The following is a 20,425-nucleotide window of genomic DNA, read 5'->3' as shown; positions in this document are numbered from 1 at the left end:
CCAGCACGGCGTCGGCCGGGCGGATGCTGCAACCATGTCTCCGGGCGCCGAGTCCGTCGATCGCCCTCCGAGCCAGGGGGTGTCTGTGGTCCGTATTCGGGTCCTGGTGGTTGATGACCACCGAATCTTTGCTGAGTCGCTCGCTGCCGCTCTTGCGGCCGAGCCCGACGTCGACGTCGCTGCTGCCGGTAGTGGACCTGCCGCGCTGCGATGTCTTGAGCGGGCAGCGGGTGAAGGTCGTACGTTCGACGTCATGCTCGTCGACGCCGATCTCGGCGCGGCGCACGGCGGTTTCGCCCGTGCGCCCGTTGCCCGTGCCGTTTCCGACGAGGGCGATGACGGCCTCGTGGATGGCATAACGCTGGTCGAGGGCGTGCGCTCCGGGCAGCCGGCCGTACGCACGGTGGTGCTGGCCGAGAAGGACGATCCACGCCGGGCCGCCCTGGCGCTCCAGGCCGGGGCCTCCGGCTGGGTCGCCAAGGACTGCTCGCTCCAGCGGCTGTTGGCCGTGATCCGTGGAGTGCTGCGGGACGAGACGCATCTGCCGCCGGCATTGCTCACCGGTGTGCTGCGGGAGTTGACGGCGGCGCGCAAGCACCGCACCGAGAGCGAGAGGCTCGTGGAGTCCCTCACCCCGCGCGAGCGCGAGGTGTTGAGGTGCATGGTCGCGGGTCTCGGTCGCAAGGCCGTGGCCGAGCGGCTCTTCCTGTCGCCGCACACCGTCCGCACCCATATGCAGAACGTGCTGGGGAAGCTGGGCGTGCACTCCACGCTCGCCGCAGTGGCGCTCGCACGCCGTGCGGGTGTGGGGCCGGTGGACCTAGCCGGGGATGTTGTCGAACGGGGCGGTCAGCTGGCGTAGCAACGCCGCCAGCTCCGCCCGCTGGGCCCGGGACAGCTCGCCGAGGATCGCACGCTCTTGGTCGAGCAGTCCCGCCAGCGCCTGGTCCGCGCGGTCCCGGCCCTCGGCGGTCAGGCGCACTAGTACGCCGCGCCGGTCGCTGGGGTCGGGCAGCCGCTCCACGAGACCCTTCTTGGCCAGCCTGTCGATGCGGTTGGTCATGGTGCCCGATGTGACCAGCGTCTGGGTCAGCAGTTGGCCGGGGGAGAGCTGATAGGGCGCCCCCGCGCGGCGCAGTGAGGTCAGCACGTCGAACTCCCACGGTTCGAGCTGGTGCTCCGAGAACGCGAGTCGACGGGCGCGATCGAGATGACGGGCGAGCCGGGAGACCCGGCTGAGCACCTCCAGCGGTTCCACGTCGAGGTCAGGGCGCTCGCGACGCCACGCTGCGACCAGTCGATCGACCTCGTCCTCCATAAAGATCAGTGTAGAGGGTCTGTCGACATGAAGTCTCTTGACGTCAAGATATTCCCTGCTGGACGATGACGCCGTCGGCGAAACCCGCTCCCGCCGTCCGTCCCCGTACGCCCCAGCAAGGAACTCACCATGACCAGCGAACCAACGGTCCCATCCGCACCGGCGACCTGGGACCCGCAGCAGTATCTGCGCCACTCCGGTCACCGCACCCGCCCGTTCCTGGACCTCCTCGCCCGCATCCCCGATCTGCCGGGCCAGGGCGGCACGGGCGGCGAGGCCGGCGCAGTGCATCCGATCCGGATCGCCGACCTCGGTTGCGGCGCCGGCAATGTCACCGCACTGCTCGCCGACCGCTGGCCCACCGCCCGGATCACCGGCTTCGACAACTCCCCCGAGATGCTCGCCGCGGCCGAACGCGACCACGCGGGCCCCACCCGCGGCGGCGGACACCTCGACTTCCGCCCCGGCGACGCCCAGGACTGGACGCCCCGACCGGCGTCGTACGCCCTGATCGTCTCGAACGCGCTCCTGCACTGGGTGCCCGACCACGCCGCCTCCTTCGGCCGCTGGATCGACGGCCTCACCCCGGGCGGCACCTTCGCCTTCCAGGCCCCGGGCAACTTCGCCGCCCCGAGCCACACCCTGCTCGCCGACCTCCTCACCGCACCGCGCTGGCACCAGCGCCTCGCCGGAGCGCGTGAGCGCGCCGCCGTACTGGAACCCACCGACTATCTGAACCGGCTGATGGACCTCGGCTGCACCGCCGACGTCTGGGAGACCACCTACGCCCAGCTACTGCCCGGCGAGGACCCCGTGCTCGACTGGCTCAAGGGCACCACGCTGCGCCCGGTCCTGACCGAGCTGGCGGACGACGAGGAGGCGCGGGAGGAGTTCATCGGTGAGTACCGGGAGCTGCTGCGCACCGCGTATCCAAGGGGAGCGCACGGCACGGTCTACCCCTTCCGCCGGATCTTCGCCATTGCCCGGAAGGCAGCCCCCACGGGTTGATGCAACGCATATGAGCGACGCCTCGGTGGGAAACCGTCCGGAGTTCCCGCAATCCGGCCGCCCACCGAGGGGGCCGGCCCGTGGCGTCGATGTCCCCTTCGAGGGGTCCGCACGACACCGCCCCGGTCGCTCATGAGGTGAGCGGCCGGGGCGGTCGAGTGTGCGTCGAGCGTCCGTCAGTTCTTGCGGTGGCCTATCAGCCGGGGCTTCTGTTCCAGCCCGTCGAGGCCGTGCCAGGCCAGATTCACCAGATGGGCCGCCACCTCGGCCTTCTTCGGCCGGCGCGCGTCCAACCACCACTGGCCGGTCAGCGCGACCATCCCCACCAGCGCCTGGGCGTACAGCGGGGCCAGCTTGGGATCGAAGCCGCGGTTCTTGAACTCCATCCCGAGGATGTCCTCGACCTGGGTGGCGATATCGCTGATGAGCGAGGCGAAGGTGCCCGTCGACTGGGCCACCGGAGAGTCCCGGACCAGAATCCGAAAACCGTCCGTGTAGCGCTCGATGTAGTCGAGCAGGGCGAAGGCCGCCTGCTCCAGCAGCTCACGCGGGTGGCCGGCCGTCAGAGCGCCCGTGACCCCCTCCAGCAACTGGCGCATCTCGCGATCCACCACCACCGCGTACAGCCCCTCCTTGCCGCCGAAGTGCTCGTACACCACCGGCTTGGAGACCCCGGCCTTGGCGGCGATCTCCTCAACCGACGTGCCCTCGAAGCCCTTGTCGGCGAACAGGGTGCGACCGATGTCCAGCAGTTGTTCCCGACGCTCCGCGCCGGTCATCCGCACCCGGCGCGCCCGCCGTCCTGCGCGGGCCTTGTCCGTACCACTACTGCTGCCTTCGGTCGCCACGTCCTCCATCATGCCGTGTCAGTGCTCGGAACGGGATCGCTCTTGCGCTTGGCATCGATACGGGACTCGCTGGGCCAGCGGACGTCGGAGGCCCAGCCGAACTGCTCGAACCAGCGGATCAGCCGGGCGCTGGAGTCCACCTGGCCCTTCAGCACCCCGTGCCGCGCGCTCGTCGGGTCCGCGTGGTGCAGGTTGTGCCAGGACTCACCGCAGGAAAGCACCGCCAGCCACCAGACGTTGCCCGAACGGTCCCGGGACTTGAACGGGCGCTTGCCGACCGCATGGCAGATCGAATTGATCGACCAGGTCACGTGGTGCAGGAGCGCCACCCGGACCAGGGAACCCCAGAAGAAGGCCGTGAACGCCCCCCACCAGGACATCGTCACCAGACCGCCCACGATCGGCGGGATTGCGAGCGAGAGGATCGTCCACCAGATGAAGTCACGGGAGATCCGGCGGATCGCCGGGTCCTTGATCAGGTCCGGGGCGTACTTGTCCTGCGGGGTCCGTTCCTCGTCGAACATCCAGCCAATGTGCGCCCACCACAGCCCCTTCATAAGGGCGGGAACCGTCTCCCCGAACCGCCACGGCGAGTGGGGGTCGCCCTCGGCGTCCGAGAATTTGTGGTGCTTGCGGTGATCGGCCACCCAGCGCACCAGCGGGCCCTCCACCGCCATCGACCCCGCGATGGCGAGCGCGATGCGCAGCGGGCGCTTCGCCTTGAAGGAGCCGTGGGTGAAGTACCGGTGGAAGCCGATGGTGATCCCGTGGCAACCGAGGAAGTACATCGCCGTCATCAAACCCAGGTCCAACCAGCTCACGCCCCAGCCCCAGGCCAGCGGCACGGCCGCGACCAGCGCCAGGAACGGAACCACGATGAACAGCAGCAGGGCGATCTGTTCGATGGAACCCTTGCTGTCTCCACCGAGGGTGGCGGATGGAAGGCCCTCGACGTCCTGTTTCTGGGCGTCGCCGAGCACATCGGGGCTTGTCGTCATGAAGGTCCCCTGGGGGGTGAGAGAGGTGAAGACCGGGGCGTGGCTACGGATGCGTAACCTACGGCAACGTAAGTATGTCAGTGCGTAGCTCCGCGGCAAGGGCCCTGTGGATAACGTCAAAGGGTGGGCGCCTATCCTTAGGTCTCGTCGGACAGCGCGGTCCGCAGCCTCCAGTACCCCTCCAGACGTGCTTAAACACTGCAAGGAGCCGCACCTGTGAGCAGTGCCGACCAGACCCCCACGGCCAGTGCCGAACTCCGTGCCGACATCCGCCGACTGGGCGACCTCCTCGGCGAGACCATCGTTCGCCAGGAAGGTTCCGATCTGCTCGACCTCGTCGAACAGGTCCGCGCCCTGACCCGCAGCGACGGTGAGGCGGCGGCGCAGCTGCTGGGCGATACCGACCTTGAGACCGCGGCCAAGCTGGTGCGCGCGTTCTCCACCTACTTCCACCTGGCCAACGTCACCGAGCAGGTGCACCGCGGCCACGAGATGCGCGAGCGGCGGGCGGCCGAGGGCAGTCTGCTGGCCCGTACCGCCGACCGGCTCAAGGACGCCGACCCGGACCACCTGCGCGAGGCCGTCAAGAACCTCAATGTGCGACCGGTGTTCACCGCGCACCCCACCGAGGCCGCCCGGCGCTCGGTGCTGAACAAGCTCCGCCGCATCGCGGAGCTGCTGGAGGCCCGCGTCGGCCAGGACGACCTGCGCCGCTCCGACCTGCGCCTCGCCGAGAACATCGACCTCATCTGGCAGACCGACGAGCTGCGCGTGGTGCGGCCCGAGCCCGCCGACGAGGCGCGCAACGCCATCTACTACCTCGACGAGCTGCACGCGAACGCCGTCGGCGACGTCCTTGAGGACCTCGCCGCCGAGCTGGAGCGCATCGGCGTCGAACTGCCCGCCGACACCCGTCCGCTGACCTTCGGCACCTGGATCGGCGGTGACCGCGACGGCAACCCCAACGTCACCCCCGCCGTCACCCGTGAGGTGCTGATCCTCCAGCACGAGCACGGCATCACCGACGCCCTGGCGCTGATCGACTCCCTGCGCGGACTGCTCTCCAACTCCATCCGCTACACCGGTGCCACGGAGGAGTTGCTCAGCTCGCTCCAGGCCGATCTGGAACGACTGCCGGAGATCAGCCCCCGGTACAAGCGCCTCAACGCCGAGGAGCCGTACCGACTCAAGGCCACCTGCATCCAGCAGAAGCTCGTCAACACCCGCGAGCGCCTCGCCAAGGGCATCCCGCACGAGCCGGGCCGCGACTACCTCGGCACCGCCGAGCTGATCAGCGATCTCACCCTCATCCAGACCTCGCTGCGCGAGCACCGCGGTGGACTGTTCGCCGAGGGCCACATGGACCGTACGATCCGTACGCTCTCGGCCTTCGGGCTCCAGCTCGCCACCATGGATGTCCGCGAGCACGCGGACGCCCACCACCACGCCCTCGGCCAGCTCTTCGACCGGCTCGGCGAGGAGTCCTGGCGGTACGCGGACATGCCCCGCGAGCACCGCGAGAAGCTGCTCGCCAAGGAGCTGCGCTCGCGCCGGCCGCTGGCACCGTCCCCCGCGCCCCTGGACGCGGCGGGAGAGAAGACGCTGGGGGTGTTCCTCACCGTCAAGGAGGCGTTCGAGCGGTTCGGACCCGAGGTCATCGAGTCGTACATCATCTCGATGTGCCAGGGCGCGGACGATGTCTTCGCCGCGGCGGTCCTCGCCCGCGAGGCCGGGCTGATCGACCTCCACGCCGGCTGGGCGAAGATCGGGATTGTGCCCCTGCTGGAGACCACGGACGAACTCCGGGCCGCCGACGTCATCCTCGACGGGATGCTCGCCGACCCCTCGTACCGTCGGCTGGTCTCCCTGCGCGGCGATGTGCAGGAAGTGATGCTCGGCTACTCCGACTCGTCGAAGTTCGGCGGCATCACCACCTCGCAGTGGGAGATCCACCGGGCCCAGCGACGACTGCGCGACGTCGCCCACCGCCACGGTGTGCGGCTGCGCCTCTTCCACGGCCGCGGTGGCACGGTCGGCCGTGGCGGCGGCCCCTCGCACGACGCGATCCTCTCGCAGCCGTGGGGCACGCTGGAGGGCGAGATCAAGGTGACCGAGCAGGGCGAGGTCATCTCCGACAAGTATCTGATCCCGTCGCTGGCCAGGGAGAACCTGGAACTGACGGTCGCCGCCACCCTTCAGGCGTCCGCCCTGCACACGGCACCGCGCCAGTCCGACGAGGCGCTGGCCCGGTGGGACGCGGCGATGGACACGGTGTCCGACGCCGCGCACTCGACCTACCGGAAGCTGGTCGACGACCCGGATCTGCCCGCGTACTTCTTCGCCTCCACCCCGGTGGACCAGTTGGCGGACCTGCACCTCGGTTCCCGGCCGTCCCGCCGCCCCGACTCGGGCGCCGGTCTCGACGGGCTGCGGGCGATCCCGTGGGTCTTCGGCTGGACCCAGTCCCGGCAGATCGTGCCCGGCTGGTTCGGCGTCGGATCGGGGCTCAAGGCGGTACGGGAGGCCGGGCTCGACACGGTCCTCACCGAGATGCACGAGCGCTGGCACTTCTTCCGCAACTTCATCGCCAACGTGGAGATGACGCTCGCCAAGACCGATCTGCGGATCGCCCGTCACTACGTGGACACCCTCGTGCCGGACGACCTCAAGCACGTCTTCGAAACGATTGTGGCCGAACACGAGCTGACGGTCAGTGAGGTCCTGAAGGTGACCGGGGGGACGACGTTGCTCGACTCCAACCCGGTGCTCCAGCAGACCTTCGCGATCCGCGATGCCTATCTGGACCCGATCTCCTACCTCCAGGTCTCGCTGCTCGCCCGCCAGCGCGGTGCGGTGGCGCGGGGTGAGGAGCCGGACCCGTTGTTGGCGCGTGCGTTGCTGCTGACGGTCAACGGAGTTGCGGCCGGACTGCGAAACACGGGCTGACACCCCGTCCCAACACCCGCTGCCCGGTGCGCCGTCAGCGCACCGGGCAGCGGTGTTTTCGGGGGTCTGTCGGGCGGGTCGGCAGCGCTAGATGGTCAGGAAGGCGCCGGCGAGTACCGCACCGCCCAGGGCCGCAGAGGCCCATGCACATCGGGTGAGCCCCAACCCGCCGCCGATGACGAGGGCACCGAGCACCAGCGCGCCGCCCAGCGGCATCCAGGCGTGGAAGAGGCCACCCGTGCCCGCCCGCACCACTTCGGCCGTACCGGGCTTCACCACCACCGGTAGCTTCTCGCCCTTCTGCACGGCCACGGACTTCTCGATCGTCATCCCGGTGCGCGGAGCGGCGGTGCCGTCGGGGTCGTACGAGCCGGTGCACGTCTCCTCGCCACAGCCCGCGATGGTGATCGTGCCGTGCTCCCGCCCCTTGGAGAGGATGACGTGCTGTGCCGTCTCCCAGGACGACCAGACTCCAGCCACCAGGAGCACCAGCGCGACCACCGACATCAGGAAGTACCGTCCGTACGTCAGCGCGCGGTGCGAAGAACTCCGCTTCATGGGGCGCGATCCTTGGCCATCCGACCGCACTCGGTCAACCTTTGGCCTGAACTGCTGGCTGACTTTTCAGGAGTTATACGTACTCTGTGCGCGCTCCAGGCCCTCGATCACCAGACACTCCACCGCGTCGGCCGCGCGGTCGACGAAGTAGTCGAGTTCCTTGCGCTCCGCACCGGAGAAGTCCTTGAGCACGAAGTCGGCGACCTGCATCCGGCCGGGCGGGCGCCCGATCCCGAACCGCAGGCGGTGGTAGTCCGGTCCCATGGTCTTGGTCATCGACTTCAGACCGTTGTGTCCGTTGTCCCCGCCGCCCAGTTTCAGCCGCAGCACGCCGTAGTCGATGTCCAACTCATCATGGATGGCCACGATTCGAGCGGTGGGCACCTTGTAGAAGTCGCGCAGGGAGACCACCGGGCCGCCGGAGAGGTTCATGTACGACATGGGCTTGGCCAGCACGACCCGGCGTCCGGCGTCTCCCGGAGGTCCGATGCGGCCCTCGACGACCTGGGCCTGCGCCTTCTGGGCGCGCTTGAACTTCCCTCCCACGCGTTCCGCGAGGAGGTCGGCGACCATGAAACCGATGTTGTGGCGGTTGGCCGCGTAGCCGGGGCCGGGGTTGCCGAGCCCCACGATCAACCAGGGGGCGTTCGCCTCTGTCGTCATCTGACCGTCTCCATCCGGACGACCAGCCGCCGCCCGGGCCGAAGGGCCCGGGCGGCGGCTGAAGAGAAAGCGGCGCAGACTCACGCCTCGGAGTTGCCCGCGTCCTCGCCGGACTCGCTGTCCGCAGCGGGCTCCTCGGCCTGAGCGGAGAGGATCTGGATGACGACGGCGTCCTCGTCGATGGCCAGGGTCGTGCCCTTGGGCAGGGTGATGTCCTTGGCGTGGATGGCGGCGCCAGCCTCAAGGCCCGCGATGGAGACCGTGACGGACTCGGGGATGTGGGTGGCCTCGGCCTCGACGGTGAGGGTGTTGAGGACGTTCTCCACGAGGAAGTTGCCCGGGGCCAGGTCGCCCTCGGTCAGGACGGGGATCTCGACGGTGACCTTCTCGCCGCGCTTGACCAGAATCAGGTCAACGTGCTCCAGGTGGCCCTTCAGCGGGTCGCGCTGCACGGCCTTCGGGATCGCGAGCTCAGCGTTGCGGCCTTCGATGTCCAGCGCGAGCAGGACGTTCGAGGTGCGGAGGGCGAGCAGCAGTTCGTGGCCCGGGAGGGAGATGTGGACCGGGTCGGTGCCGTGGCCGTAGAGGACACCGGGCACCTTGTTGGCGCGGCGGGTGCGACGGGCGGCGCCCTTGCCGAACTCGGTGCGGAGCTCAGCGGCGATCTTGACCTCGGACATATGCACTCCTCGTAGTGGTGAGAGAACTGGGGTCACCCGGCCACGACTGGCCTGCTACGAAGAGCGCGTCGATAACGGACCGCCGCGTCCGAAGACGCAGCCTCCCTCGCCGAGCAACTCGCACAGTCTACGCAAGCCGACCCCCAGCACCCAATTGATCACTGCGGGCCTGTGCTGTGGAGGTGTGCTGGAGCTGGCTATAGCTGGTCAGAGGCGGTCGGGGTGGTCGGGGGAGCGGCTGGATATGGCGCAGGGCCCGTACCCCGGAGCGGGGTACGGGCCCTGCGCCATGACTATGCCTGCTCGTCGAAGAGGCTGGTCACCGAGCCGTCCTCGAAGACCTCACGCACCGCGCGGGCGATCGTCGGGGCCATGGACAGGACCGTGATCTTGTCCAGCTCCAGGTCCAGCGGGTCGGGCAGGGTGTTCGTGAAGACGAACTCGCTCACCTTCGAGTTCTTCAGCCGGTCCGCGGCGGGACCGGAGAGCACTCCGTGGGTGGCGGTCACGATCACATCTTCGGCGCCGTTGGCGAACAGGGCGTCGGCGGCGGCGCAGATCGTGCCACCGGTGTCGATCATGTCGTCGACCAGGATGCAGACCCGGCCCTTGACGTTGCCGACGACCTCGTGGACGGTCACCTCGTTGGCGACATCCTTGTCACGGCGCTTGTGCACGATGGCCAGGGGCGCACCGAGGCGGTCGCACCAGCGGTCGGCCACCCGGACGCGACCTGCGTCGGGGGAGACCACGGTGAGCTTGGACGGGTCCACCTTGGCGGCCACGTAGTCCGCGAGGAGCGGCAACGCGAACAGATGGTCGACCGGACCGTCGAAGAAGCCCTGGATCTGGTCGGTGTGGAGGTCCACGGTGAGGATCCGGTCCGCGCCGGCCGTCTTCATCAAGTCGGCGACCAGACGGGCGGAGATCGGCTCACGGCCGCGGTGCTTCTTGTCCTGCCGGGCGTAGCCGTAGAACGGGACGATCACGGTGATGCTCCGGGCGGAGGCCCGCTTCAGAGCATCGATCATGATCAGCTGTTCCATGATCCACTTGTTGATGGGGGCCGTGTGGCTCTGCATCAAGAAACAGTCGGCGCCGCGCGCCGACTCCTGGAAACGTACGTAGATCTCGCCGTTGGCGAAGTCGAAGGCCTTGGTCGGCACCAGGCTGACACCCAGTTGATGTGCGACTTCCTCGGCCAGCTCGGGGTGGGCGCGGCCGGAGAAGAGCATCAGTTTCTTCTCGCCGGTCGTCTTGATCCCGGTCACAGCACTGTCTCCTCAGAGGGTGTTCTCTGGCCGCGGTGTATTCGCCAGTCGCGAGCCAGCCGAATTTGTGTGCACGTATCACGGTACGCCGAGTTCGGCGCAGCTGTTTCCGGTCAGTTCTCGTCAATGGCTCGATCCGTGGCCGCTGCGGCGGCCTGCGCAGCCGCGCTGCCGGGGCGCTTGCGGGCCACCCAACCCTCGATATTCCGCTGCTGGCCGCGGGCGACGGCCAGCGAACCGGCTGGTACGTCCTTGGTGATGACCGAGCCGGCCGCGGTGTAGGCGCCGTCCCCGACCGTGACGGGAGCCACAAACATGTTGTCCGACCCCGTCTTGCAGTGGGAGCCGATCGTCGTGTGGTGCTTGGCCTCGCCGTCGTAGTTGACGAACACGCTCGCGGCGCCGATGTTGGTGTAGTCGCCGATGGTCGCATCGCCCACATAGGACAGATGGGGGACCTTGGTGCCCTCGCCGATGACGGCACTCTTCATTTCGACATACGTGCCTGCCTTGGACTTCGCGCCCAACCGGGTGCCCGGGCGCAGATAGGCGAACGGGCCGACCGAGGCTCCGTCGCCCACCTCGGCCGAGTCGGCGACGGTGTTGTCCACCCGGGCGCCGTTGCCGACCTTGGTGTCCTTGAGTCGGGTGTTGGGTCCGACCTCGGCGCCTTCGCCGAGATGGGTGGAGCCCAACAGTTGGGTTCCGGGGTGCACGATGGCGTCTGGCTCAAAAGTGACGGTGACGTCCAGCAGTACGGACCCCGGGTCCATGAACGTCACCCCGGCCAGCATCGCCTGCTCCAGCAACTGCTCGTTGAGCAGCCTGCGGGCCTCGGCCAACTGGACGCGGTTGTTGATGCCGAGGATCTCGCGGTGATCGGTCGCCACCGAGGCTCCGACCCGGTGCCCGTCCGCGCGCAGTATGCCGAGGACGTCGGTGAGGTACTCCTCGCCCTGGCTGTTGTCCGTACGCACCTTGCCGAGGGCATCGGCGAGGAGTTGGCCGTCGAAGGCGAACACCCCGGAGTTGATCTCCTGGATCGCGCGCTGGGCGGCGGTGGCGTCCTTGTGTTCGACGATCGCGGTGACGGCGCCCGAGGCGGCGTCGCGCACGATGCGGCCATAGCCGGTCGAGTCAGGGACCGCGGCTGTGAGGACCGTCACGGCATTGCCGTCGGCGGAGTGGGTGGAGGTCAGCGCGGTGAGCGTCTCGCCGGAGAGCAACGGGGTGTCGCCGCAGACGACCACCACGGTCCCGTCCAGGCCCCCGCCCAGCTCTTCGAGCGCCATGCGGACGGCGTGGCCGGTGCCGTTCTGCTCGGCCTGGAAGGCGGTGCGGGTGCCGGCGTACTGCTCGGTGAGGTGCCCGGTGACCTGCTCGCTCGCATGGCCGACGACCACGACCAGGTGCTCTGGCTCCAGCTCGCGTGCGGCGCAGACGACATGGCCGACGAGGGATCGCCCACTGATTTCGTGCAGGACCTTGGGAGTCTTCGACTTCATGCGGGTGCCCTCACCCGCTGCGAGGACGACGACGGCTGCCGGGCGGTTGACGCTCACGGAAATGCCCTTCGGCTTCGAGTGGTGGACATCCGCAGGATACCGGGGGGTTTCGCCAAGAAAATAAGGGTGGGTCCCGACCTTTGAGGCCGGGACCCACCGCTCTGTGCTCCCAGGGAAGGAATCGAACCCTCATTCAATGGACCAAAACCATTTGTCCTGCCATTAGACGACCTGGGATAGATCGCCCCCTATGTCCGATCTGGCTCGTCGCTGAGCTTTGCGCGATCGGACGCGATAGGGCAGCCCCTACTATGCCGTACCAACGGCACTTGATGCGACGGTAGGGCGTGGCGCCCTCGAACGAACATCGATTTCGACGGCCGGAACCAGCCCCGTAAAAGTGCCGGGGAAAAGCCACACCCTCGCCCTTAGGCTGGGAGTCATGACCACAACGGGGGCACACCAGGACGCCACGGGCACGACCGCCCGCGGCTGGCTGTGGTGGGGACGGCGGCGCAGTGTTGCGTTGGATGTGGGGCTCGGCCTGTTCTCCGCCTTGGAATGCGCTGTGGAGGGGGTGGCCTTTGCGGACAGGACCGCACTGCCCGTTCCCATCGGAGTGCTGTTCGGGCTGATCGCGGGATCGGTGATCGTCCTACGGCGGCGCTGGCCGATCGCGGTGGTCCTGCTCGCCATCGCCGTCACACCGGCCGAGATGGGCTATCTGCTGTCCGTCGTCGGCCTCTACACGCTCGCCGCGTCCGAAGTGCCGCGGCGGATCATCGCCATCCTCACCGGGATGTCGCTGATGGGCACACTGATCGTGAGCTTCGTCCGGGTCGGCCAGGACGTCGCCGCATCGGACCTCGACGACCCGGGCGTCTGGTACGTCCCGCTGATGTCCGGCTTCATCGCCATCGGCGTCACCCTTCCCCCGGTGCTCTTCGGCCTCTACATAGGAGCCAGACGCCGGCTGATGGAAAGCCTGCGGGAACGTGCCGACAGCCTGGAACAGGAACTCTCCCTCCTCGCCGACCGGGCCGAGGAGCGCGCGCAGTGGGCACGCACCGAGGAACGCACCCGCATCGCCCGTGAGATGCACGACGTCGTCGCCCACCGGGTGAGCCTGATGGTCGTCCACGCCGCCGCGCTCCAGGCCGTGGCACTGAAGGACCCGCAGAAGGCCGTGAAGAACGCCGCGCTCGTGGGGGACATGGGTCGACAGGCACTGACCGAGCTCCGGGAGATGCTCGGGGTGCTGCGCACGGGCGAAGGAGAGCAGCGCGGGACGGCTTCCGTGCCGCTGGCCGCGGTCGGCGCGGCAGCGGCTGCCGCCGCGGCGGCAGCCGCAGAGGTCGGCCCCTCCCTCACCGAGGTGGACGCGCTCGTCGGCCAGTCAAGGCAGGCGGGCATGGTGGTGGAACTGCTGGTGCAGGGCGAGGTGAGGGAGTACGCGCCCGAGGTGGAGCAGACCGCGTACCGCGTGATCCAGGAAGCCCTCACCAACGTCCACAAGCATGCGGCGGGCGCCAAGGTGCGGGTGCGCATCGCTCACCGGGACGCCGAGGTGGCCATGCAGGTGGAGAACGGGGCCCCGGACACCTCGGGCGCGGGGGGTACGGGGGGTGCGGACCTGCCGAGCGGAGGGAACGGGCTGGTGGGGATGCGGGAGAGGGTGCAGGCGTTGGGCGGGGTGTTCGTGTCGGGGGCGACGGATGCGGGGGGGTTTAGGGTGTCGGCGGTGTTGCCGGGGGGGTGAGGTTGGGGGTGGGGTTGGCTCTCTCCGGGGGGCCTGTGCCTGGGTTTCCGCCTTGGGTGGCGGGGGGTTCCGTCCTCAAGCGCCGGACGGGCTGGGTTGGCTTGGGCTGCGGGTTTTGGCTCTCTCCGGGCGGAGCCCGTTCTGTGAGTTCGGCCCTGGGGGGTGGGGGGTTCCGTCCTCAAGCGCCGGACGGGCTGGGTGGGGCGGGTGGAGCTTGTGTTGTGGGCTTGGCCTTGGGGGGCGGGGCTTTGGGTGGTCCGGCTGGGGTTTGGGTGGGGTGCGGGTGGTGGGGGTGCTTTCGGGCGTGACTCCTCAGCGCCGGCGGCCAGCGGCTGGCCCGTTGGTGGCGGCTCTGAAGCCGCCGACGCTTCCGGGGACACCCCCTGCGCGCCCCCAGTGCCGCAACTGGCTCTGCCTGCCCCCGGCCCATCCACAAGTCGAGCTCAGGACGGCGCTACCCAACACCGCAACCAGGTCTTGCTTGCCCCACGCTCGTCCATGGGGTGGGAAGTCGGGCTCAGGGCAGGTGCCGAGTGGCGCAACCAGGTCTGCCCGGCCCTGGCCCTGGCCATGGGGTGGGCTCAGGACGGCGCTAGCCAATGCCGCGACCAGGTCTGCCCGGCCCTAGCCCGTCCACAAGTCGGGAAGTCGGGCTCAGGACGGGCGCCCAGTGGGCAACCAGTTCTGCTTGCGCCTGGTGCTGTTCGCGGGTTGAGCTCAGGTTGGTGCCCGGTGGCGCGACTGGCTCTGCCTACTCCCGGCCCTGTTCATGGGGTGGGCTCAGGGCGGGAGCGGCCAGGGGTGCGAGTGGTGCTGCTTGCCCCCTGCCCATCCATGGGTTGAGCCCCGGGCGGAGTGGTCGCCGGGGTGGGAGTCAGGTGAGGGTTAGGCGTTGGGGTTGGAGGCCGAGGAGCAGGGTGGAAAGGGCCTGGTCGATGTCTGCGCCCAAGTACCAGTCCCCGGTGTGGTCCACGCTGTACACCCGCCCCGACGAGTCGATCGCCAGTACCGCTTGGTCGTCCCCTTCCGCACCCAGCGGGGAGATCTCGGTTTCCAGGGCGCGCCCGAGGTCGGACAGGGTGCGCGCCAGATGGAGGCCGGCGAGCGGGTCGATGCGTACCGCGAGGGGGGTCGTCTGGCGGCCGGGGCCGGCAGCCGTGATGCAGAGGCCGCCGAACTCGGCCCACGCCTCCACCGCGGCGGGAAAGACCTTGTGCTGGTGTCCGGCCGGGGACGCGTAGGCGCGCAGGCTGTCGGCCCACTGCTCGGCGATCTTGATGTCCCAGCGGCCGGGCTGCCAACCCGACTCGCGCAGTGCGGCGTCGACGGCGACGGGGAACCGGGTCGTACTGAGGCGATCGGACATCGGTGCGGATTCAGCCGTTCTCGTTCGTGGACGGGCCCACCGCTCGTACGCCGAAGTGGTCGAGCATCGGCGTGCAGGAGCGGCACGGCGGTGCGTAGCTGCCGTGCAAGGGATCACCGTCCTCCCGGATTCTGCGTGCCGTCAGTTTCGCCTGTTTGAGTGCCCGTTTGGCCTCGCTGTGGCTAAGTGGCCTGCGGCGGGCCCGTTTGGAGCGTTTGCCTTCGGCGGTGGTGAGATGGCGTGAGAGCAAGATCGCCTCGGGGCAACGGCCGGTGAAGCGCTCCCGCTGGCCACTGGGAAGTCGATCCAGGAAGTCCTGGACGAGAGGGTGGAGCACAGGTGGCTGATCGCCCTTGCCCGCGGTGGACTTCAGCGTCTCTCCCTGTACGGAGAGCGCGGCTGCGACAGCCGGCAGGATGCCGTCCCTTCGATGGTTCAACGCCGGTGCGGGCACCTCATCGGTGCTGCTCCAGCTGAGACGAGGGTCACTTGTGGTGACCGGTTGACCTGACTGCGCTGTGTGCATGGTGTCGCTGTCCCCTCCCGTGCACTCCCCCGAGTTGGGTGAACACCTTGCCAAACGCCGTGCGCGGTGTGGAAGCGGGGTGGGTGAAACGTGTCCGCTCGTCGTCTTTCGGTCACTCGACCGTGACGTTTGGTGACGGCGGAAGGGTGTCCTGGGAGGACCGGTACTGCCTCCGGGCCCACCCGCATAGGCTGTCCTGAACAGTCGGAAGCCAGCAGGGGGCAGATCGCCATGACGACAGGTCGGCAAGGGCTGGGGGCACCGCCCGGCCCCCAGGGGCACGTCGCGCCACCGAACGGTCCTGTGAACGCCGCACCGCCGAACGCGGCCTACGCCGGTCAGATCGTGTACTTCCCCGACCCGGTACGGGCCGCCCGCCACCCGCGCGGTGTGCGGATCGACGCCGACGGCTATCCCGACTTCTCGCCTTACGCCCGTGCCATCGCCGAGATCGCAGAGCCGCCCCAGGGCTTCGGCATCGACGAACTGCGGCTCACCGACTACGTATCGGCGAACGCCGCGCTCCACGGGAGCGGCCACCAGTTGTGGGACACCCTGCCTGCGGTGGCCACGCCGCACGGTTGGACCTGGCACCACGTCCGCGGCACGCGGCGGCTGCAGCTGATTCCCGTCGAGGTGAAGGCGCTGCTGCGCCACCACGGCGGATTGGCCACCACCGCCGTCGATCACCACAAGCGGGGCACCCGCCCGCTCCAGGAGACCAGGCCCGCTCACTTCGGGCTCCCCAAGGGCGACCTGTCCGTCACCGAGCAGCAGATCCTCGGTGTGGAGGAGGAGCTCGGATACCGGTTGCCGGGTGCGTACCGCTCCTTCCTGAAGGCCGCCGGCGGCTGTGCCCCGGTGGGTGTCGCGCTCGATGCGGAACTCGGCCTGCTGGTGGACCAGCCCTTCTTCACCGTTCGCGACGAGGCCGCCGCCAACGATCTGGTGTACGTCAACAAGTGTCTGCGTGACCATCTGACCAAGGACTTCCTGGGCGTCGGCTTCGTCCAGGGCGGCATCCTGGCCGTGAAGGCCAGGGGGCCGCAGACCGGTTCCGTGTGGTTCTGCGCGTACGACGACGCGCGGGACCAGAACGGATGGCACATCCAGGACCGGGTCGAGCGACTGTTGTTGCCCTGCGGTGCCGACTTTGACGGTTTCCTGAAGCGGCTCGCCGGCAGTCCGCCCGAGTTGGAGACCGTGGCCAATCTGATGGTGGACGGCGGTTTCGCGTACGTCGTCCCGAACCCGGACGGGGAGTGACGCTCCGATGGTGACCTTCGCGCAGGCGCAGGAGCGTGCGGAAGAGTGGGTCAACGGCGACATGCCCGTGTACCAGCACCGTGAGGTGCTGGTCCGTGAATTCGAGTTGGGCTTCGTCGCCTGGGCCCAGGACCGCGAGGACGTGGCCACCCCCGACGGGGGGCACCAGCGTCTGGTGATCGCGCGGGACAGCGGAGAGGCGACGCTCTGGCCGGGACTGCCGATCGGTGAGGTGATCAGGCGGTACGAGGAGGAGTACGGCTCCCGGGCCCAGGCCGTCGCGGACACTCCGCCGCCCCAGCGGATCGATCTCAATCAGACCTCCTTCCTGCTCACTCCGCCCGAGTGGCTCCAGGACGCTGCCGATCGGCTGGGGACGTCAGGGGGGCAGCCCGCGGCCGGGGGCGCCGCCCCGTCGCAGGGTGCCGGGATCAGCCAGCAGGACAGCCGGCAAGACAGCCAGCAGAGCAATGGGCAAAACGGTCAACTGAGTAGTCAGCAGGACCCCGGGGCTGCGCCTGCCGGGGGTGGGGACAGCGCCGGAGCGGCTGGCGGTTCGGGGGCGGTCTTCGTGCCGACGGACGCGCCGATCGGTGCCACCCCCCGTGCTCCGATCTCCTACGTCCGACCGTCGGCGCCCGTCCCCGCGCCCGTCGTTGAGCCTGCGCCAGTGGTCGATCCCGCACCTTCGGTCCCGCCCTCGCGGGGACCGCAGGACACGCCCGCCCCTGCCGTGGGGGAGAGCAGCCAGGGCGGGTCGGTACCCCTGCCACGGGCGGACGACGGCCCGTCTGCCGGTGCTGCCGGAGCGGGCGCCCGCCCGATGGGAGCCGACCGCTCGCAGGGCGGCAACGCGCCGCAGGGCGGCACCGTATGGCTGGCCGGCGCCGACGCGGGGGAGCAGGAGCGGACCCCGTCCCACGGCAGGTCCTGGACCGACACCAGTTCCGTGAACACCGACGACGTCTCCGTACCCCTGCCCGACACGGTCTTCGCGCCGCCCATCGCCGGTGTGGACGACGACGGCACTCCTCCTTCCGGCGTCGGTCCGGACGCTCCCACCGCGCTGATGTCCGGCGGCAGCCAGTTGCCTCAGACGCTGAGGCAGGAGTCGACCGGTGGGCTTCGGCCACCGGTCGGTGGTGCCGCAGACATAGCGAATGCCGCGACGAGCAAGGCCCGACCGCCCTCGCGCTCCTCGCGCAGTGGCGGCCCGGCCACCCCGCCGCCCCCGGGCCCGCCCCCCGGTGTCCAGGGCCCGCCTCCGCCCCCCGGCCCGCCGCCCGCACCCGGCTCCACCCCGGCTGCCCCCGGCATTCCCGCCAACGGCTATCTGCCGACGCAGCTGACACCGCAACTCCCCTCGGAGCAGTCGGCCCGGCCCGGCCCTCCGGCACCGCCCGGTCCCCCGGGACCGCCGCCTGGCGCGAATCCGCCGCCCGGCGGGGTGCACCACGCCGCGACGATGCTCGCCGATCCGAGCCAGCCCGGCTTCGGCGGCCCCGGTGCACCCCCGCCGCCCGGCCCCCCGGGACCGCCGCCGGGTTCCCTCCCGGGCAATGGACCCGCTCCGTACGGCTATCCGCAGCAGCCGCCCGGCGTGCCGACCGTCGGCCCCGGCTACCAGGCCGTACTGCGCTACCGGGCGCCCGACGGTTCCGAAGCCCAGCTGATCCGCCGCTCGGCTCCCGGTACGCCGCATCCCGAGTGGCAGATCCTGCACGAGCTGCGGGCGCTCAACGTGCCGCCGCAGCAGGTGCTGGAACTCCACACCGAGTTGGAGTCCTGCCAGCTCCCGGGTGGCTACTGCGCTCGGATGATCAAGGAGACCTGGCCCCAGGCCCGGATCACCAACATCGCCCCCTACGGCCGGGACCACGCCGGTCGACAGCAGGGCATGCAACAACTGTTGACGCACCAGGGCGAGCTGCACCAGGTGGCCGACGGTCCCGCTCGGCCCGCTCCGGTGCGGGCGCCGCTCCAGCACGTCCAGCCCGCCCCCGCGGTGCCCCCGCAGGCGGTGGCGCAGGAGTTGGTGGGCGCGTTCGGGCCCCAGGGCATCTGCCGCTTCGACCAGCGTGCCGTCTCGCGTCAGGGGGTGCCGGAGGTCGTGGCGGCGACCCTGGTGTGGGCGGGGCTGCCGGGCGACTTCAACCCCTTCTTCTGGGCACAGCCGGCGCATCCGGTGGTGCCGACCCTGGCGGAGCTCGCCGCCCAGCGCCAGGTGCAGGCCGCCATGGACGCGGGTTCCTATCTGGTGGTGGGCAGCGACTTCGGCCGGGCGATCTGCGTCCAGTACGGCACCGCGCACATCGTGGCCGTACCCGTGGAGGCCGGCCCCGGGGGGCAGCCGACGGCGCCCCAGTTCGTCAACAGCGGGCTTCCTGAGTTCGTCCGCTGCATGGCTCTGCTCGGCCGTATGTGGCGCTTCCGCTACGGCCTCAACCCGGAGCAGGCAGGCCGCTGGACCGTCGACTTCCAGGCACAACTGGCGGCCCTGGACCCGGCCGCGCTGGCATCGCCCGAGAACTGGTGGTCGGTACTGCTGGAGCAGATGTGGGACGGTTTGCTCTAGGACGTGTCTGACGAATAGCGTCGCCGGCCGGACGGGATCTGTCAGACCCGGCCAAGTCCTGCCACGCCGTGCCCCGGGCGTCCGATCCGTTCTGATGGATCGGACGCCCCTTGGGTTTTTCTTTGGGCGGGTAGCGCATCCTTAGACCGATATGGACAGGTGGAGTGTCGCTTTCTCGGCGCTTTACCGGAATCCGGGATGATATGTGCAAAATCGCGGAAGGGGCTTGAAGGATGAGTGCCGCATCAGTGTCGCCTCATGGCTTCGCCGTCGTACGCCGTGGCTACCGGATGGAACAGGCCGACGCCCACGTCGACGCCCTGTCCCAGGACCGGGACGAGGCATGGGAGCGCGCGGCTCGGCTGACCGTACTCGCCAAGGAGATGGAGGCGGAGGCGGCCGGACTGCGCGAGACCGTCGCGACGCTGGCTCCCCAGACCTACGAGGCGATGGGTGAGCGCGCCCAGCGGTTGCTGGCCCTCACCGAGGAGGAGGCGCAGGACGTACAGGGCACTGCGCACGCCGCTGCCCGTGCAACGGCCGACGCGGCGGATGCGGAGGCCCGACGGTTGCGCGGCGAGGCCCGCGAGGAGGCCGACCGACTGCTGGCCCAGGCCAACGAGGAGTCCGAACGCACGCTGCGCGCCGCCCAGAAGTCCGCGGACGAAGCGCTGCGGGAGGCGCGCGACGAAGCGCAGGACCTGCGTGACGAAGCCCTCGCCGGTTGGCAGGACATGCGTGAGCGGGCCGAGGGCCTGCTCTCCGATCTGGAGACCCAGCAGTCGGCTCGGTGGGAGTCGGACAGCCGTGAACTGACTGCGCGCCTCGCCGAGCACGAGGCGCGCCACACGGAGTTGGCGACCCTGGCGGACAGCGTCCTGGCGAAGGCGAAGCGGGCGCTGGCCGAGACGGAGGAGAAGGCCCGTCACGACCAGGAGGACGCGGACGCCCGCGCGGCCGAGTTGATCTCGCAGGCCAGGGTCCAGGAGGAGCGGACCACCCGGGAGACGGATCGCATCCTGCGGGAGCACGAGGAGTCCCGCGAGGAGATGCAGGCCCACATGACGCATGTGCGCAGCAGCCTGGCCGCGCTGACGGGGAAGGCCCCCACGGACGGCTGACACGGACGGCTGACACG

17 protein-coding genes and 1 tRNA gene are annotated in these 20,425 nt (G+C 69.6%); 7 read left to right on the top strand and 11 right to left on the bottom strand.

Annotated elements, in window-relative coordinates:
- Positions 1–85 precede the first annotated feature (85 nt).
- Positions 86–862, top strand: coding sequence for a response regulator transcription factor (locus tag OID54_RS16035; protein WP_329020137.1), 777 nt, complete (start codon positions 86–88; stop codon positions 860–862).
- Here OID54_RS16035 and tamR read toward each other — a convergent pair.
- On the bottom strand, positions 821–1,318 hold the full coding sequence (gene tamR, locus OID54_RS16030) for a MarR family transcriptional regulator TamR (protein WP_329020134.1): 498 nt from the start codon (positions 1,316–1,318) through the stop codon (positions 821–823). The genes OID54_RS16035 and tamR overlap by 42 nt on opposite strands.
- A 129-nt stretch (positions 1,319–1,447) precedes the next feature.
- Between tamR and OID54_RS16025 the strand changes: the two genes are divergently transcribed.
- On the top strand, positions 1,448–2,326 hold the full coding sequence (locus OID54_RS16025; RefSeq protein WP_329020132.1) for a trans-aconitate 2-methyltransferase: 879 nt from the start codon (positions 1,448–1,450) through the stop codon (positions 2,324–2,326).
- A 176-nt stretch (positions 2,327–2,502) separates the two neighbouring features.
- Here the strand turns inward: OID54_RS16025 and OID54_RS16020 are convergent, their stop codons facing one another.
- Positions 2,503–3,183, bottom strand: a complete 681-nt coding sequence (locus OID54_RS16020; protein ID WP_329027543.1) for a TetR/AcrR family transcriptional regulator — start codon at positions 3,181–3,183, stop codon at positions 2,503–2,505.
- On the bottom strand, positions 3,183–4,172 hold the full coding sequence (locus tag OID54_RS16015) for an acyl-CoA desaturase (protein WP_329020128.1): 990 nt from the start codon (positions 4,170–4,172) through the stop codon (positions 3,183–3,185). Before OID54_RS16015 ends, OID54_RS16020 begins: the two co-directional genes overlap by 1 nt.
- A gap of 216 nt (positions 4,173–4,388) precedes the next feature.
- Here OID54_RS16015 and ppc point away from each other — a divergent pair, with 216 nt between their 5' ends.
- On the top strand, positions 4,389–7,118 hold the full coding sequence (gene ppc, locus OID54_RS16010) for a phosphoenolpyruvate carboxylase (protein ID WP_329020124.1): 2,730 nt from the start codon (positions 4,389–4,391) through the stop codon (positions 7,116–7,118).
- Between the two features lie 87 nt (positions 7,119–7,205).
- Here ppc and OID54_RS16005 read toward each other — a convergent pair whose 3' ends face one another.
- The 6 genes from OID54_RS16005 to OID54_RS15980 all read right to left on the bottom strand — a co-directional run bounded on the left by OID54_RS16005 (position 7,206) and on the right by OID54_RS15980 (position 12,032).
- Positions 7,206–7,676: a hypothetical protein gene (locus OID54_RS16005; protein ID WP_329020122.1), complete on the bottom strand. Its 471-nt coding sequence runs from the start codon at positions 7,674–7,676 to the stop codon at positions 7,206–7,208.
- Between the two features lie 66 nt (positions 7,677–7,742).
- The gene (gene pth / locus OID54_RS16000) at positions 7,743–8,339 is read right to left on the bottom strand and encodes an aminoacyl-tRNA hydrolase (protein ID WP_329020119.1); all 597 of its coding nucleotides are present in this window, start codon (positions 8,337–8,339) and stop codon (positions 7,743–7,745) included.
- A gap of 80 nt (positions 8,340–8,419) precedes the next feature.
- Positions 8,420–9,019, bottom strand: a complete 600-nt coding sequence (locus tag OID54_RS15995; RefSeq protein WP_329020115.1) for a 50S ribosomal protein L25/general stress protein Ctc — start codon at positions 9,017–9,019, stop codon at positions 8,420–8,422.
- Between the two features lie 293 nt (positions 9,020–9,312).
- Positions 9,313–10,290, bottom strand: coding sequence for a ribose-phosphate diphosphokinase (locus OID54_RS15990; RefSeq protein ID WP_329020111.1), 978 nt, complete (start codon positions 10,288–10,290; stop codon positions 9,313–9,315).
- A 113-nt stretch (positions 10,291–10,403) separates the two neighbouring features.
- Positions 10,404–11,852: a bifunctional UDP-N-acetylglucosamine diphosphorylase/glucosamine-1-phosphate N-acetyltransferase GlmU gene (gene glmU, locus OID54_RS15985; RefSeq protein ID WP_329020108.1), complete on the bottom strand. Its 1,449-nt coding sequence runs from the start codon at positions 11,850–11,852 to the stop codon at positions 10,404–10,406.
- Positions 11,853–11,961: 109 nt separating this feature from the next.
- Positions 11,962–12,032 (bottom strand) — tRNA-Gln (locus OID54_RS15980).
- A gap of 205 nt (positions 12,033–12,237) precedes the next feature.
- Here OID54_RS15980 and OID54_RS15975 point away from each other — a divergent pair.
- Positions 12,238–13,554 carry a sensor histidine kinase gene (locus tag OID54_RS15975; protein ID WP_329020105.1) on the top strand — a complete coding sequence of 439 codons (1,317 nt, stop codon included), beginning with the start codon at positions 12,238–12,240 and terminating at the stop codon, positions 13,552–13,554.
- Positions 13,555–14,428: 874 nt separating this feature from the next.
- Here the strand turns inward: OID54_RS15975 and OID54_RS15970 are convergent.
- Positions 14,429–14,920: an SUKH-3 domain-containing protein gene (locus OID54_RS15970; protein WP_329020102.1), complete on the bottom strand. Its 492-nt coding sequence runs from the start codon at positions 14,918–14,920 to the stop codon at positions 14,429–14,431.
- Positions 14,921–14,930: 10 nt separating this feature from the next.
- Positions 14,931–15,446, bottom strand: coding sequence for a YwqJ-related putative deaminase (locus OID54_RS15965; protein WP_329020099.1), 516 nt, complete (start codon positions 15,444–15,446; stop codon positions 14,931–14,933).
- A 231-nt stretch (positions 15,447–15,677) separates the two neighbouring features.
- Between OID54_RS15965 and OID54_RS15960 the strand changes: the two genes are divergently transcribed.
- From OID54_RS15960 to OID54_RS15950, 3 genes are all read left to right on the top strand, one after another.
- On the top strand, positions 15,678–16,712 hold the full coding sequence (locus tag OID54_RS15960) for an SMI1/KNR4 family protein (RefSeq protein WP_329020097.1): 1,035 nt from the start codon (positions 15,678–15,680) through the stop codon (positions 16,710–16,712).
- A gap of 7 nt (positions 16,713–16,719) precedes the next feature.
- A complete protein-coding gene (locus tag OID54_RS15955; RefSeq protein WP_329020094.1) occupies positions 16,720–19,287 on the top strand; it encodes an SUKH-4 family immunity protein in 2,568 nt (855 codons plus the stop codon).
- Positions 19,288–19,520: 233 nt separating this feature from the next.
- The gene (locus OID54_RS15950) at positions 19,521–20,408 is read left to right on the top strand and encodes a cellulose-binding protein (protein WP_329020091.1); all 888 of its coding nucleotides are present in this window, start codon (positions 19,521–19,523) and stop codon (positions 20,406–20,408) included.
- The last annotated feature ends 17 nt before the right edge of the window (positions 20,409–20,425 follow it).

The organism is Streptomyces sp. NBC_00690, assembly GCF_036226685.1.
Lineage (GTDB): Bacteria > Actinomycetota > Actinomycetes > Streptomycetales > Streptomycetaceae > Streptomyces.
This window is presented reverse-complemented; position numbering and strand designations above follow the sequence as displayed.